This window comes from Pseudomonas sp. RIT-To-2, from assembly GCF_029623465.1.
Classification (GTDB): domain Bacteria; phylum Pseudomonadota; class Gammaproteobacteria; order Pseudomonadales; family Pseudomonadaceae; genus Aquipseudomonas; species Aquipseudomonas silvicola.
Genome location: NZ_JAPYKM010000002.1, coordinates 162,541 through 176,108, shown reverse-complemented (window position 1 = coordinate 176,108; position 13,568 = coordinate 162,541). Strand labels below are relative to the sequence as shown.

Below are 13,568 nucleotides of genomic sequence, written 5' to 3'. Positions count from 1 at the left end.
GAAGCAGCCAGCGCCGATCAACTGTCATGAACCTTGATTACCCTCACGGCTGCCCACCCCAAGGCCTGGCCATGATCAAACGCTGCCTCCTGCTGCTGCTTTGCTGGACCACCACCGCCCTGGCCGAAGACTGGCCCACCCGGCAATGGCTTGAAGACCTGCAGCCGCCCGGCCCGGCGGTGCAAGCCCTGACCGACTACGCCTTTGCACCCAGAAACGATGACACACGCCAAGGCATCCGTACTGATGCCCTGGTGGTGATCCGCGACGGCCGCCTGGTGTACGAACACTACGCCCCGCCCTTCACCGCCGACTCACTGCACACCACCTGGTCGGTCAGCAAAAGCCTGATGGCGTGTGTGCTGGGTGTTGCATTCGGCGAGGGCCGTTTTCGCCTGGAAGATTCGGCGGCGCAGTACTACTCGCCCTTGGCCCGCCATCCCGATATTCGCCTGGTGGACCTGCTGCATTGGGCTTCCGGGCTGGCCTGGCAGGAGGACTACGAATACGCGCCGCTCAACTCCTCCGTGGTCGCCATGCTCTATACCCGCGGGCGCGATGACATGGCCGCCTTTACCGCCAGCCTGGGCAGCTTCGCCGCGCCCGGGCAGGTGTTTCGCTACTCCAGTGGCGACAGCAACCTGCTGTCGGCGGCACTGGAACAGATGGTCGGTGCCCACGACTATCAGGACTACCCCTGGCGCGCTCTGTTTCAGCCTCTGGGCATTGAGCAGGCAGTATGGGAGACCGACGTCCATGGTACGTTCGTGGCCTCTTCCTACGCTTACCTGCGCGCCCGCGACCTGGCGCGCGTCGGCCTGTTGATGCTGCGCGACGGTCGCTGGCGAGATCGCCAATTGCTGCCCGCTGCGTGGGTAGCCTTTAACCGCCGGCCTTTCGAACACGCTGTGGCCGAACCTGGCGAAGCCACTGGTGGCGGCCAGTGGTGGCTCAACCAAGCGGTGGGCGGTGGCCCGCGGCCATGGCCTGATGCCCCGGCCCAGACCTTCGCGGCCCTCGGGCACTGGGGGCAGGCCCTGTATGTGCTGCCCGAGCAGAAACTGGTGATCGTGCGCTACGGTGACGACCGTGATGCCAGCTACCAGCACAACGAACTCCTCAAACGCGCCTTGGCGGCCTTTGCTCCGGGGAGCGCACCATGAAGCGTGGCATTGCGGTGATCATCGTGCTGGCGCTGGGCCTTGCGGTATGGCATGAGCGTGTTTCGCTCGCGGCGTTTCCCGGCATTCTCAGCGCGTACAGCGCCAAGGAATACTGTTCGTGCCGCTACGTGATGGGGCTGACGGCGTCGTACTGTCAAGGCTATGTGAAACAGTACCTGCCCTTGAGTGGGCTGGAGGATGACCCCGTGCATGCCCGGGTTTCGGCGCGGGGGCTGGGGCAGGGCGCCACGGCCCAATGGACCGGCGCGCGGCAGGGGTGCCGGTTGGTGCGGTGATGGGGCAGCAAGGTTGCCAACGCCGATCTCCCCGCTTTCCGCGCTCGACGCCAGGTTGGCAGAGGTGCTCCATTTGCCACGCCGCCCATTCCCCAGCTAAGGTTGCGAGGTAATGTAACGGGAGTTTTCATGTACCTCATGGCGCGCTCTACGCGAACCCTTTCCGCCCTGCCGGTGCGTTGAAGTGGCCGGCCCGATTTTCCCTTGGCGCCCCGACAACCACTTCGAGTTGCTGGTCGACGGTCCTGTATTCTTTCCGCGCATGCTCGCCGCCATCGCCGGCGCGCAGGAGCATATCGACCTCGAACTCTATCTCGTGGAGTCCGGGCGCTGCGCCGAGGTGGTCATCCAGGCGCTGGCCGAGGCCGCACAGCGCGGGGTGATGGTGCGTTGCCTGTTCGACCATTACGGCTCCCTGGCCCTGGGCGCCGAGCATAGGCAGCGCCTGATCGATGCGGGGGTGGTGTTGCGCTGGTACAACCCCATGAGCCTGCGCCGGGGGACTCGCAATCTGTTTCGCGACCATCGCAAACTGTTGATCGTCGACCAGCAGTGGGCCGCCGTGGGCGGCACGGGCCTTACTGACCAGTTCTGGCACCCCGACCAGGACAGCAGTGAATGGCACGAGGTGATGGTACAGATGGAAGGGCCACTGGTGGCCGACTGGCAGATGCTGTTTGACCGCCAATGGCGCGCCAACCTGCGCCGCACGGCGTGGCGGCCAGCCATGCACTTCGGTTTGCCGCGCCTGCCCAGGGTGCCGGCCACCGGGGACGGCCTGGGCCGGGTGGCCTATGCCGATGCCCGCCAGCACCGCGACATCCTGCGGGCCCTGGTGCGGGCCATCAACAGTGGCCAGCGGCGCATCTGGTTGGCCACACCCTATTTCCTGCCGACGTGGAAAGTGCGCCGCTCGTTGCGGCGCGCGGCTCAGCGTGGGGTCGATGTGCGCCTGCTGTTGACCGGGCCGCGTACCGACCACCCCTCGGTGCGTTATGCCGGGCACAATTATTACCCGCGGCTGCTCAAGGCCGGCGTGACGATCTTCGAGTACCAGCCATGTTTCTCGCACCTGAAAATGGTGCTGGTGGACGACTGGGTCAGCATAGGTTCATGCAACTTCGACCACTGGAACCTGCGCTTCAACCTGGAAGCCAATGTCGAAGTGCTGGACCCTTCGATGACCCTGGCCGTGGAACGCAGCTTCGAGCGTGATTTCGCCGCCAGCCTGGAGATCGACATTGCCCGCTGGCGCCGCAGGCCATTGTGGGGGCGGGTACAGCAGCGCCTGTTTGGCTGGCTGGACCGGCTGACCATCGCCGTGTTCGGGCGCCGGCAATAAGCTATCCGATGAGTAGTAACCGCGTATTACCCGCGGCAGTGCCCAGAGGACTACCTTGGTAGGAGAAAGGTAATTCACCTTGTTCAGAGGAGTACTGCAGCATGGCCGCGAAAAAGATTCTGATGCTGGTGGGCGACTACGTCGAAGACTACGAAGTGATGGTGCCGTTTCAGGCCTTGCAGATGGTCGGCCATGTGGTGCATGCCGTGTGCCCCGACAAGAAAGCCGGGCAAAGCGTGCGCACCGCCATTCACGATTTCGAGGGCGACCAGACCTACAGTGAAAAGCCAGGCCACAACTTTGCCTTGAACTTCGACTTTGCCCAGGTGCAGGCCGCTGACTACGATGCCTTGGTGATTCCAGGTGGGCGGGCGCCAGAATACCTGCGCCTGAATGCGAAAGTGCTGGAACTGGTGCAGGCCTTCGACCAGAGCGGCAAACCTATCGCGGCAGTGTGCCACGGTGCGCAACTGCTGGCTGCCGCTGGCGTGCTGGAAGGCCGCGAGTGCAGCGCCTACCCCGCCTGTGCCCCGGAGGTGAAACTGGCCGGTGGCCGCTACATAGACATTGAAGTCAACCAGGCCCACGTGCAGGGCAACCTTGCCAGCGCCCCGGCCTGGCCAGCGCACCCGGCCTGGCTGGCGGGCTTTCTGGGGTTGCTGGGCACCCAGATCATTCTGTGAGGAATTGAACATGTGCGAGCTCTACGTCAAGGCTGATCCCATTCTCTACGAGTCCCGCTCGCGCTCGCTGCGCATCCGCGGGGTGGTCACTACCCTGCGCCTGGAGAACCAGTTCTGGGACGTACTCAGCGAAATCGCCGAGGCAGATGGCATGAGCACCAACCAGCTGATCACCAAGCTGTATGAAGAGGTGATGGATTACCGGGGGGAGGTGGTCAATTTCGCCTCGTTCTTGCGGGTCAGCTGCATGCGCTACCTGAGCCTGGGGCGCCCGGCCGCGGTGGCGCGGGAGGCTGGGCGGGGCGGCGTGGTGGCGTTGGCGGCTCGGCATTCCGCTTCGCTCTGACGGTGGGGCTGCGTCGGGGCATTCCCCCTGGCCTTCCAGACATTGCCCTCTTCCTGGATCTGCAACTAAAATCAGTTGCAGAAATAGTGGGGGCTCGATGTCTAAACAAGAGCAGCTTCTGGCCAAACTGCTCAATAAGCAGGGTAGTTTTACCTGGCAGGAGCTTGTCACGCTCCTGCGAGGGCTAGGGTACGATCAGGTGGAGGGGGTGGGCAGTCGCGTGAAGTTTGATAACGGCAATCCCATGGCCATGATCAACCTGCATAAGCCGCACCCTGGCAATGAGTTGAAGGCTTACCTCAAGCGGCAGGTTATCGAGCATCTGAAGGCAGGAGGGGTCATTTGATGAGCAAACTGCTTCAACATCGTGGTTACTTCGGTTCCATCGAGGCAAGTCCTGAAGACAATTGTCTATTCGGCAAGCTCCAGTTCATTCGGGCGCTGGTCAGTTATGAAGGGGAGACAGTTGCAGAGCTCAGCCAGGCTTTCCGTGACGCTGTCGATGATTATCTTGCGACCTGTGACTCCCTGAATCAAAACCCTGAAATTCCCTGCAAGGGATCCTTCAATGTCCGGGTGGGCCACGATCTTCACTTGGCGGCTACTGTAGCGGCGCTCAAGCAGAGCATCTCCTTGAACGACCTGACCCGTCAGGCCCTGAGTGAGTACTTGGGCAACCATGCTTGACCGCTGTGCGGCAAGGCCTGCGAGTATCGGGCCGCATCCAGGCACCGCTCGCACGGAGCTTTCCGAACTACAGCGAATCCCACATCTGTTTCTGCCGGTCATGACTGTGCCGCCAAGTGGTACGCGCTGGTTTTTCGCTCAAGTTCGTTGTTCCCCCACAAAAAAGCCCGGCACACAGGCCGGGCTTTCTCATCGCAAGGTCACCGACCTTACTTCACTTCCACCGCCAGGCTCTCGCTGATCTTCTTCTGCCAGATCGCAGGCCCGGTGATGTGTACCGACTCACCTTTGCTATCTACCGCGACGGTGACCGGCATGTCCTTGACGTCGAACTCGTAGATCGCTTCCATGCCCAGCTCTTCGAAGGCCACCACGCGCGACTTCTTGATGGCTTGCGCCACCAGGTAGGCAGCGCCGCCGACGGCCATCAGGTACACCGCCTTGTAGTCCTTGATAGCCTCGATGGCCACCGGGCCACGTTCGGACTTGCCGATCATGCCCAGCAGGCCGGTCTGGTCGAGGATCTGGCGGGTGAACTTGTCCATGCGGGTGGCGGTGGTCGGGCCGGCTGGGCCTACCACTTCTTCACGCACCGGGTCTACCGGGCCCACGTAGTAGATGAAGCGGCCTTTCAGATCAACCGGCAGGGTTTCGCCACGGTTGAGCATTTCCACCATGCGCTTGTGCGCGGCGTCGCGGCCAGTGAGCATCTTGCCGTTGAGCAGGATAGTCTCGCCCGGCTGCCAGCTCTGCACTTCTTCCGGCGTCAGGGTGTCGAGGTTCACGCGGCGCGCCGATGGCCCGGCTTCCCAGACGATTTCCGGGTAGGCGTCCAGGTCCGGCGCTTCCAGCTCGGCCGGGCCAGAGCCGTCCAGCACGAAGTGGGCGTGACGGGTGGCGGCGCAGTTGGGGATCATGCACACCGGCAGCGAGGCGGCGTGGGTCGGGTAGTCCATGATCTTCACGTCGAGCACGGTGGTCAGGCCACCCAGGCCCTGGGCGCCGATGCCCAGTTGGTTGACCTTCTCGAACAGCTCCAGGCGAATCTCTTCCAGGCGGTTCTGCGGGCCACGGGCCTTGAGCTCGTGGATGTCGATGGACTCCATCAACACTTCCTTGGCCATCACTGCGGCTTTCTCGGCGGTACCGCCGATGCCGATGCCCAGCATGCCCGGTGGGCACCAGCCGGCGCCCATGGTCGGCACGGTTTTCAGTACCCAGTCGACGATCGAGTCGGACGGGTTGAGCATGGCCATCTTCGACTTGTTCTCGGAGCCGCCGCCCTTGGCCGCCACGTCCACTTCCACGGTATTGCCCGGGACAATGGAGTAGTGGATGACCGCCGGAGTGTTGTCCTTGGTGTTCTTGCGTGCACCTGCCGGGTCGGCCAGGATCGAGGCGCGCAGCACGTTCTCGGGCAGGTTGTAGGCGCGGCGCACGCCCTCGTTGATCATGTCGTCCAGGCTCAGGGTGGCGCCATCCCAGCGCACGTCCATGCCGACGCGCACGAACACGGTGACGATGCCGGTATCCTGGCAGATCGGGCGGTGGCCGGTGGCGCACATGCGCGAGTTGATCAGGATCTGGGCGATGGAGTCACGGGCCGCCGGCGACTCTTCGCGCAGGTAGGCTTCGTGCATGGCCTGAATGAAATCTACCGGGTGGTAGTAGGAAATGAACTGTAGGGCGTCAGCGACGCTCTGAATCAGGTCGTCTTGCTTGATCACGGTCATGCGGCGCGCTCCTCTTAAAGACGGGAACATTCGTTAAGGTATTTCGACGCGTCGGGCGACCATCGAAACGACCTTTCAAGGCGCGCCGGCGAGCTGCTGCCGACGCAAAAAAGGCGCGGCAGTATACCGCACCTGCAGGCCGCCGACACACGCCGATAGTCAAAGGTGGGGCGGTAATCGACATGGCCATGTGCTCAAAAGCTGTACAGAAGTGTTGTACAGCTGTAGCAAAATTGATTAGTTATTTTTGACGCGTAGCACTAAAGTGGCATCTGGCCATAGCGCCTTTCGGTGCCAGGACGGGAAGGAATCCCATTGAGCACGGTGAGTCAACGAGTGACCGACAAACTCTTACAGAAACTGCTGATCAAGCGCTTTCTTCTGGCGGCCAGCACCTACGTGCTGGTGCTGCTCCTGACCTGGGTGGTAACACTCAGCGACTACTTTCGCGCGCCGATTGCTACCGTGGTGGCCACTACCTTGCTGGTCGTCGCCAGCCAGGCGGTGCTGGCGCTGGTGTTTTTCAAGGGCTGGAACCAGCGGTTGCGCGACCCCAGCCTCACCGAGTTGCAGATACTGCTGGCGCTGGTCTGGCAAACCTGGCTGATGGCCAACCTGGACGGTGCCCGTGGCACGTTTCTGGTGGTGTACCCGTTATTGCTGCTGTTTGGCCTGTTTCACCTCAGCCGTCGGGTGTTCGTGCGCTGTGCGGTGCTGGTGTTCTTCAGCTTCGCCGGGCTGAACCTGTACGAAGGCTACCAGATGACGTTGGCCGAGCCAGGCCTGGCGGCCGTGCAGGTGTGTGTGCTGTTCGTGGTGCTGGTGTGGCTGTGCCTGTACGCCAGTTACGTGCAGGCCTCGCGCCAGCGGATGCGCCAGCGCCGTTACGCCCTGCAGGCGCACCAGGACACCTTGCGCGGCATGATGCGCCAGCTCGAAGACCTGGTCGCCACCGACGAACTCACCGGGCTGTATAACCGCCGGCACTTTCTCAGCCTGGCGGGCCGCGAGCTGCTGGCCATGACCGAAGGCAGTGTGCATGGCCTGGCGCTGATCGACCTCGACCATTTCAAGCGCATCAACGACATGCATGGCCATGCCGCGGGTGACCAGGTGCTGCAGGTGTTCGCCCAGGTGGCGGCGGCGTGCTTGCGCGACGGTGACGTGCTGGCCCGCTACGGCGGCGAGGAATTCGTGTTGCTGTTGCCCGACTCCAATACCGAACGCCTGCAGGTGTGCTGTGAACGCCTGCGCCTGGCGTTTGCCGCCGCCGAGCCGCAGGGCCTGGCGTTGCACGAGCTGAGCCTGTCGGTGGGCATGACCCTGCTGCTGGAAGGCGATGACCTGGATGATGCCCTGCATCGTGCCGACCAGGCGCTGTACCGGGCCAAGCGCAATGGCCGCAACCAGTGCGCCGCGGCGTGGGAAATGGCCGATGCCTGATATTACCGTGGGCCAGCGGCGTTGGCCGGTGGCCATGGGCACCAACCTGCTGGACGCCCTCAACGCCCAGGGCTTGAACGTGCCTTACAGTTGCCGGGCGGGCAGCTGCCATGCCTGCCTGGTGCATTGCCTGCGCGGTGAACCCCGTGACAACCAGCCGGAGGCACTGGAGGCCGGCAAGCGCGCCGAAGGCTGGCGGCTGGCGTGCCAGTGCCAGGTGGTCGATGACCTTTGCGTGGCGGTGTTCGACCCCGCCACCGACGGCTTGCCCGCGCACGTCGAGGCCTGCGATTGGCTCAGCCCCGATGTCCTCAGGCTGCGCTTGCAACCCAGCCGCCCCCTGCGCTATCACGCTGGCCAACACATGGTGCTGTGGACCGAATCAGGCGTGGCGCGCCCCTATTCGCTGGCTAGCCTGCCCCAGGAAGATCGGTTTCTGGAGTTTCATATTGATTGCCGTCAACCCGGTGCCTTCGTCGATATCGCCACGGGCTTGAAGGCAGGGGCTGTTTTGCGCCTTGGTGAGCTGCGAGGCGGTGCGTTGCGCTATGACCCCGGCTGGCAGGACTCGGCCCTTTGGCTACTGGCGGCGGGAACCGGGTTGGCACCGCTTTACGGCATTTTGCGCGAGGCATTGCGGCAGGGGCACAGCGGCGAGATTCGCCTCGTGCACTTGGCGCGCGAGCAAGCGCAGCACTATCTGGCGAGTGAACTGAAAGCGCTGGCGGTCCATCATCCGTCAGTGCGGATTGAGCTGGTATTGCCTGAGGCATTTTCGCAGGCGCTGGCGGCATTGCGCCCCAGTTCCCGGCAGGTGCATGCGCTGGTGTGCGGCAGCCCAGCCAGCGTCGAGGCGTACAGCAAGCGCCTGTTCCTGGCCGGGGTACCGCGTAATCAGGTATTGGCCGATGTGTTCACCGGCCGTGAGGCCGGTGTGTTTCACTCCTGAGCGGCGTTACTTTATGCCGATGACCCGTTGGTGGGACTGAGCGGCGCGCGCAGGCAGGCCATCTACTGAAAAATGCCGCAGCCAGGGGTATTCATCCGGGAAACCATCGAATTCGTCGTTGACGTATCCGCCCACCACAATGCCGGGGTAGGAAGTAAGGTCGATCGCCAGGTACTCGGAGCGTCGATCGGCAATGTGATATCCCGAGCCATCACCGAAACCACCATCAAGCTCACCCTCGTGAGTCAGGCGGATCAGTGCGCCCCGGGGTTGGTCATCGATGTCGGCGGTGGCCGCCACCAGAATCGTGTGTCCCTGGCCCTGCGGCTGAAGAACGGTAGCGTTGACGGTGCAAACCGGGAACGGCAACTCCACGGATAGCGCCGCGCCCTCGTTGAAGGTTGGGTCGGCATAGCCATCCGCCAGCAGGCGGGCGACGAACAGGCGTGGTGACGCGGTTGGCTCCCCAGGTTCCTCGAAGGTGCCCGATACGATAATTCGATCTTGGTCGTCGTAGGCAAAGCTGCCAATGGTCGTGATATAGCGGTCGTCGTCGCCTATCGCGATAAAGCCAGTGCCATTGAAGCTTTGGTCCACCGTCCCATTGCGGTTGTACCGGGCAATGACCGCCAGCGACGTTTCATTACCCCTGGACTGGGTGGTACCAAAGGCCAGGGTTTTATCCCCTTGCGCCAACAGCCCTTTGGGGGTGAGATCACGGCCATAGTAGTGCACCGGCGCAATGCCCGTGCCGTTGAAACTTGGGTCCAGGTCCCCTTGGGGGGTAAGCCTGACCAGTATGGCGCGGCCGTCCAGGTCATCGGCGGTAATCTGCAGAAAGAAAAATACCATGCTGCCGTCCGGCAACAATGAGGGCGGCGCAGCCGGCAGATGCGTTGCCGTATGAATCACACCACTACGCGAAACCGGTGCTTTTCGCTGATTGGGCAGGTCGACGATCAGCCGACCGTGGTGGGCGAAGGTGTCATCAATCAGGCCGTTCAGGTGGTATCGCGCAATGGCGATATGGTCGGAGAAATCCCCGAAGTCGAAGTACAAGCCGAAAACCCACAGTTTATTGTCGGCCATCATCATGTGATGAATGGCCTCGAAGCCGATGGCCCCTGGGTTGAATGAGTCCCGGAAGTGGGCTTCACCGGGTATGTGGCCAAATTGCGGGGCCAGCGTGAGGTCGGGATTTACGCGGCCCAGGCCGATGGTTGTCCAGGCGTCCAGGCCAAAAAACCAGTGGTCGTGGCCAGGGCCGGGAATGACCGACTTGATATGGCCGCCCAACGGGAGGATTAGGTCGAACGGTGCGTTTGCGATAGTTTCGTTTTTCTTCAGAATGTTCATGCCGCATCACCTCTGGTTGGTAAGTGGCTTGATTACATACCGGGGTGACAGTCGCCGATACTGTCAGAATTGACAGGTGGGCACGCACCGCAGTGGTCGTCCCGATGCACGCCAGGGTGGTCGAACCGCCTGAACCAGGCGTAGTAACCTTGTTGGTAGAGGTAACCCGCCACAACGATGGCGCCGTCGCTTTCAATCGCCAGCGCCAGGTATTCGGATTCATGCTCCGCCATGAGGTATCCCGCGCCGGCGGCAAACCCCGTGTCTGGGGTACCGTCGCTGCGCAAGCAGATCAGCGTGCCCCGGCTGCTCTGGAGTGCGCTGCTGGCCGCCAGCAACACGCACTCGCCCCAGGCCACCAGCGCCTTGACCGCACTGACCTCGAACGGCAGCGCCGCCAGCAGCGGCATGCCTTCATTGAAGTGCGGGGCAGGGCTGCCGTCTCGTTGACGGCGGGTCATCAACACGTTGCTGCCGAAGGTACCCACGGCAAGGAACTCGCCGCCCTCAAGCACCTGCACCTGGCTGATAACCGCTGCCGTACCGGGGTCGCCGATGACCACGAAACCACTGCCGTTGAAGGCCGTGTCACGATGCCCCTGGGCGCTGAAGCGGGCGACAAGACCCAGGCGGGTGCCGTCTTCGTCGGCGCAGGTGGCGCCGAACACCAGCAGGTCGCTGCCTTGGCGGGCCACCCCGTGCGGCACTATATCCCGCCCTTCGAACTGCACCTGGGCAAAGCCCTGCTGGTTGAAGTCCGGCTGCAGCTGGCCATGGGCGTCCAGGCATACCAGGAAGGCGCGGCTGCCTGGGTGGCGGGTATCGGTTTCCTGGAAAAACACTACGATGCCCCCGTCGGCCATCACCATGGGAACTTGAGGGGTGAAGATCGTCGAGTTCAGCGCCCCACGACGCTGCTGGCGCGGCAAGCGCTGGGAGTGGGGCAGCTCGACGATCTGTTTTCCAGTGCCATTGAACGAGCGGTCCGGGCGGCCATCGGCGTGGTAGCGCGCCAGGGCGATACGGTCCACGTCCAGGTCGCAGGTGGCGCCAATCACCAACACCTTGCCGTCTACCCAGGCAACCTGGTGCACGGCGGTGAGGTGGAAACCGGCAGTGTCGAAGTAGTCGTATACCAGCCCGTCCTCGCGAGCCCCGAAGGTCTCATCCACGCTGAGGTCGGCGTTCAGGCGCGTCAGGCAAAATCCGTAGCCGGAGTCGATGGCCACCATCCACTGGCTGGATCCGGGCACCTGGGCGATGGCCTTGATGTCACCGTCGATATCCAGCACCTGGTCTTCCAGGGCCTGGGCGAGGACGGGGGAAATGGTTATCGGCGATTCACGGTGGGGCATGGGGCGTGAGTGCATGGGCATCTCCCTGTCAGGCTGAATAGAGTCGAGCGGACCATTTCAACCCAGACCGGGCACGGGCGAACCTGCGGGTTTCCACAGGCAGGGAACCGCTTCGCAGGCACAAAAAAGCCCCGGCGCTTTCACGCCGGGGCTCTTGTTGAAACGCTCGCCTGAATCAGACCAGCGGATCACCGACATGCAGGATCTTCATGCCGTTGGTACCACCGATGGTGTGGTAGCTGTCGCCTTTGGTCAGAATGACCCAGTCGCCCTGCTCGACCACGCCCAGTTTCAGCAGCTCGTCCACCGCAGCCTGGCTGACCTTGTCGGCCGGCAGCGAAGCCGGGTCGAAGGCAACCGGTACCACGCCACGGAACATCGCGGCGCGGGCCTGGGTTTCGCGGTGCGGGGAGAACGCGAAGATCGGCACCGAGGAACGCAGGCGCGACATGATCAGCGGGGTGTAGCCGCTTTCAGTCAGGGCGATGATCGCCTTCACACCTGGGAAGTGGTTGGCGGTGTACATCGCTGCCAACGCGATGCTTTCGTCGCAACGCTCGAACTGGGTGTGCAGGCGGTGGCTGGACTTCATGCTCATCGGGTGCTTTTCGGCGCCCTTGCAGATGCGGTCCATGGCCTGCACGGCCTCGATCGGGTAGGCGCCGGCGGCGCTCTCGGCCGACAGCATCACCGCGTCGGTGTAGTCCAGCACGGCGTTCGCCACGTCGGATACTTCGGCACGGGTAGGCATCGGGTTCTGGATCATCGACTCCATCATCTGGGTCGCCACGATCACCGCCTTGTTGTTGCGGCGGGCGTGCTGGATGATCTTCTTCTGGATGGCGATCAGCTCGGCGTCGCCGATTTCCACGCCCAGGTCACCACGGGCGACCATGACGGCGTCGCTGGCGCGGATCAGACCGTCCAGGGTCTCGTCGTCGGCTACCGCTTCGGCGCGTTCGATCTTGGCCACCAGCCAGGCAGTGCCGCCCGACTCGTCACGCAGGCGACGGGCGTATTCCATGTCCGACGCATCGCGAGGGAAGGAGACGGCCAGGTAGTCCAGGTCCATTTCCGCGGCCAGCTTGATGTCGGCCTTGTCTTTCTCGGTTAGGGCCGGGGCGGTCAGGCCGCCACCGCGACGGTTGATACCCTTGTGGTCCGACAGCGGGCCACCGATCAGCACCGAGCAGTGCAGCGAGTCGGCCGTGGCGGTTTCCACGCGCATGACCACGCGGCCGTCGTCGAGCAGCAGCTCGTCGCCGACGCCACAGTCCTTGACCAGGTCGGGGTAGTCGATGCCGACGATTTCCTGGTTGCCTTCGGTCAGCGGGTGGCTGGTGGAGAAGGTGAAGGCATCACCGACTTTCAGTTCGATTCGCTTGTTGGCGAATTTGGCGATACGGATCTTGGGACCTTGCAGGTCGCCCAACAGCGCGACATGGCGGCCTAGCTTGGCAGCGATCTCGCGAATCAGGCGGGCGCGAGCCTTGTGCTCGTCCGGTGTGCCGTGGGAGAAGTTCAGGCGGGCAACATCCAGGCCGGCCTTGATCAATTGTTCGATCACTTCCGGCGAGTTGCTGGCAGGGCCCAGGGTAGCAACGATTTTGGTACGGCGAACGGTCATGCATTGACTCCTTTATTGAAGCGCAGCGAAAGGCTACTCCTCTAACGGGCTGTAGTCATTGTTCCTCTGCACTACCTTGAGGGGTTGGCGCTGGGCGATACTCAAGTGTGGACGTGCGTCGGTTGCCACTGAAGAATTCTGACGCCTGGTCGATAACCCGCTCAGGACAGGAGATACCCATGCGAATCCTCATCGTTTTAGCCTTGGCGGCCAGTGTCGTCGGTTGTACCCGCTGGTCCATGGACCACCATTTGAACGAAGCGTACCGCCAATATAACTACGGCAACTGTGACAAGGTGATGCTGGAGTTGTCCCAGGTCGATCGCACCAGCCGCACGCGCCAGTATGTGCAGCCTGAGGTGTCGATGTTGCGTGCCCAGTGCCTGGAGCGCCAGAACCTGTTCCTGGATGCCGGCCAGACCTACGAATTCATCATCACCCAGTACCCCTACAGCGAATACGCCTACCGCGCCCGCGCGCGGCTGGACACCTTGCAGCAACTGGGCCATTACCGCAGCAGCGCCGCCGCCCAGCCAATCCCTGCCTCCCGGTAGGGTGTGGACGCCCTGGTGGGGCTGGGCCGCTATT

At 62.9% G+C, this 13,568-nt stretch carries 14 protein-coding genes; 10 read left to right on the top strand and 4 right to left on the bottom strand.

What is annotated here, in order from left to right; translation table 11 throughout:
• Nucleotides 1–71: 71 nt before the first annotated feature.
• The 7 genes from QBK88_RS02750 to QBK88_RS02720 all read left to right on the top strand — a co-directional run bounded on the left by QBK88_RS02750 (nucleotide 72) and on the right by QBK88_RS02720 (nucleotide 4,517).
• The gene (locus tag QBK88_RS02750) at nucleotides 72–1,163 is read left to right on the top strand and encodes a serine hydrolase domain-containing protein (protein WP_277960821.1); all 1,092 of its coding nucleotides are present in this window, start codon (nucleotides 72–74) and stop codon (nucleotides 1,161–1,163) included.
• Nucleotides 1,160–1,459 carry an amidase gene (locus QBK88_RS02745; protein WP_277960820.1) on the top strand — a complete coding sequence of 100 codons (300 nt, stop codon included), beginning with the start codon at nucleotides 1,160–1,162 and terminating at the stop codon, nucleotides 1,457–1,459. The genes QBK88_RS02750 and QBK88_RS02745 overlap by 4 nt, the downstream gene beginning before the upstream one ends.
• A 184-nt stretch (nucleotides 1,460–1,643) precedes the next feature.
• Nucleotides 1,644–2,801: a phospholipase D-like domain-containing protein gene (locus QBK88_RS02740; RefSeq protein WP_277960819.1), complete on the top strand. Its 1,158-nt coding sequence runs from the start codon at nucleotides 1,644–1,646 to the stop codon at nucleotides 2,799–2,801.
• Nucleotides 2,802–2,902: 101 nt separating this feature from the next.
• The gene (locus tag QBK88_RS02735) at nucleotides 2,903–3,484 is read left to right on the top strand and encodes a DJ-1/PfpI family protein (RefSeq protein ID WP_268148605.1); all 582 of its coding nucleotides are present in this window, start codon (nucleotides 2,903–2,905) and stop codon (nucleotides 3,482–3,484) included.
• A gap of 10 nt (nucleotides 3,485–3,494) precedes the next feature.
• The gene (locus tag QBK88_RS02730) at nucleotides 3,495–3,830 is read left to right on the top strand and encodes a ribbon-helix-helix domain-containing protein (RefSeq protein ID WP_268148607.1); all 336 of its coding nucleotides are present in this window, start codon (nucleotides 3,495–3,497) and stop codon (nucleotides 3,828–3,830) included.
• Nucleotides 3,831–3,927: 97 nt separating this feature from the next.
• Nucleotides 3,928–4,176 (top strand): type II toxin-antitoxin system HicA family toxin, encoded by a 249-nt coding sequence (locus QBK88_RS02725; RefSeq protein ID WP_277960818.1) that lies wholly within the window; start codon nucleotides 3,928–3,930, stop codon nucleotides 4,174–4,176.
• Complete coding sequence (locus QBK88_RS02720; RefSeq protein WP_277960817.1) at nucleotides 4,176–4,517, top strand: type II toxin-antitoxin system HicB family antitoxin; 342 nt, start codon at nucleotides 4,176–4,178, stop codon at nucleotides 4,515–4,517. The genes QBK88_RS02725 and QBK88_RS02720 overlap by 1 nt, the downstream gene beginning before the upstream one ends.
• 209 nt (nucleotides 4,518–4,726) lie before the next feature.
• Here QBK88_RS02720 and QBK88_RS02715 read toward each other — a convergent pair whose 3' ends face one another.
• Nucleotides 4,727–6,250: a fumarate hydratase gene (locus QBK88_RS02715; protein WP_268148613.1), complete on the bottom strand. Its 1,524-nt coding sequence runs from the start codon at nucleotides 6,248–6,250 to the stop codon at nucleotides 4,727–4,729.
• 336 nt (nucleotides 6,251–6,586) lie between these two features.
• Here QBK88_RS02715 and QBK88_RS02710 point away from each other — a divergent pair, with 336 nt between their 5' ends.
• Together QBK88_RS02710 and QBK88_RS02705 are read left to right on the top strand one after the other, a co-directional pair.
• A complete protein-coding gene (locus QBK88_RS02710) occupies nucleotides 6,587–7,693 on the top strand; it encodes a GGDEF domain-containing protein (RefSeq protein ID WP_277960816.1) in 1,107 nt (368 codons plus the stop codon).
• A complete protein-coding gene (locus QBK88_RS02705) occupies nucleotides 7,686–8,642 on the top strand; it encodes an iron-sulfur-binding ferredoxin reductase (protein WP_277960815.1) in 957 nt (318 codons plus the stop codon). The genes QBK88_RS02710 and QBK88_RS02705 overlap by 8 nt, the downstream gene beginning before the upstream one ends.
• 6 nt (nucleotides 8,643–8,648) lie before the next feature.
• Here QBK88_RS02705 and QBK88_RS02700 read toward each other — a convergent pair whose 3' ends face one another.
• From QBK88_RS02700 to pyk, 3 genes are all read right to left on the bottom strand, one after another.
• On the bottom strand, nucleotides 8,649–9,998 hold the full coding sequence (locus QBK88_RS02700; protein WP_277960814.1) for a hypothetical protein: 1,350 nt from the start codon (nucleotides 9,996–9,998) through the stop codon (nucleotides 8,649–8,651).
• A gap of 32 nt (nucleotides 9,999–10,030) precedes the next feature.
• Complete coding sequence (locus tag QBK88_RS02695; RefSeq protein ID WP_277960813.1) at nucleotides 10,031–11,368, bottom strand: hypothetical protein; 1,338 nt, start codon at nucleotides 11,366–11,368, stop codon at nucleotides 10,031–10,033.
• Nucleotides 11,369–11,528: 160 nt separating this feature from the next.
• Entirely contained in the window at nucleotides 11,529–12,980 is a 1,452-nt protein-coding gene (pyk, locus tag QBK88_RS02690; RefSeq protein ID WP_268148621.1) for a pyruvate kinase, read from the bottom strand.
• Between the two features lie 179 nt (nucleotides 12,981–13,159).
• Here pyk and QBK88_RS02685 point away from each other — a divergent pair, with 179 nt between their 5' ends.
• Complete coding sequence (locus QBK88_RS02685; protein ID WP_268148623.1) at nucleotides 13,160–13,534, top strand: tetratricopeptide repeat protein; 375 nt, start codon at nucleotides 13,160–13,162, stop codon at nucleotides 13,532–13,534.
• Nucleotides 13,535–13,568 lie beyond the last annotated feature (34 nt).

Excerpts from the sequence above, each read along its gene's own strand:
- QBK88_RS02750 (WP_277960821.1), top strand. The coding sequence starts at position 72 with ATGATCAAACGCTGCCTCCTGCTGCTGCTTTGCTGGACCACCACCGCC.
- QBK88_RS02745 (WP_277960820.1), top strand. The coding sequence starts at position 1,160 with ATGAAGCGTGGCATTGCGGTGATCATCGTGCTGGCGCTGGGCCTTGCG.
- QBK88_RS02735 (WP_268148605.1), top strand. The coding sequence starts at position 2,903 with ATGGCCGCGAAAAAGATTCTGATGCTGGTGGGCGACTACGTCGAAGAC.
- QBK88_RS02730 (WP_268148607.1), top strand. The coding sequence starts at position 3,495 with ATGTGCGAGCTCTACGTCAAGGCTGATCCCATTCTCTACGAGTCCCGC.
- QBK88_RS02725 (WP_277960818.1), top strand. The coding sequence starts at position 3,928 with ATGTCTAAACAAGAGCAGCTTCTGGCCAAACTGCTCAATAAGCAGGGT.
- QBK88_RS02720 (WP_277960817.1), top strand. The coding sequence starts at position 4,176 with ATGAGCAAACTGCTTCAACATCGTGGTTACTTCGGTTCCATCGAGGCA.
- QBK88_RS02715 (WP_268148613.1), bottom strand. The coding sequence starts at position 6,250 with ATGACCGTGATCAAGCAAGACGACCTGATTCAGAGCGTCGCTGACGCC.
- QBK88_RS02705 (WP_277960815.1), top strand. The coding sequence starts at position 7,686 with ATGCCTGATATTACCGTGGGCCAGCGGCGTTGGCCGGTGGCCATGGGC.
- QBK88_RS02700 (WP_277960814.1), bottom strand. The coding sequence starts at position 9,998 with ATGAACATTCTGAAGAAAAACGAAACTATCGCAAACGCACCGTTCGAC.
- QBK88_RS02695 (WP_277960813.1), bottom strand. The coding sequence starts at position 11,368 with ATGCACTCACGCCCCATGCCCCACCGTGAATCGCCGATAACCATTTCC.
- pyk (WP_268148621.1), bottom strand. The coding sequence starts at position 12,980 with ATGACCGTTCGCCGTACCAAAATCGTTGCTACCCTGGGCCCTGCCAGC.
- QBK88_RS02685 (WP_268148623.1), top strand. The coding sequence starts at position 13,160 with ATGCGAATCCTCATCGTTTTAGCCTTGGCGGCCAGTGTCGTCGGTTGT.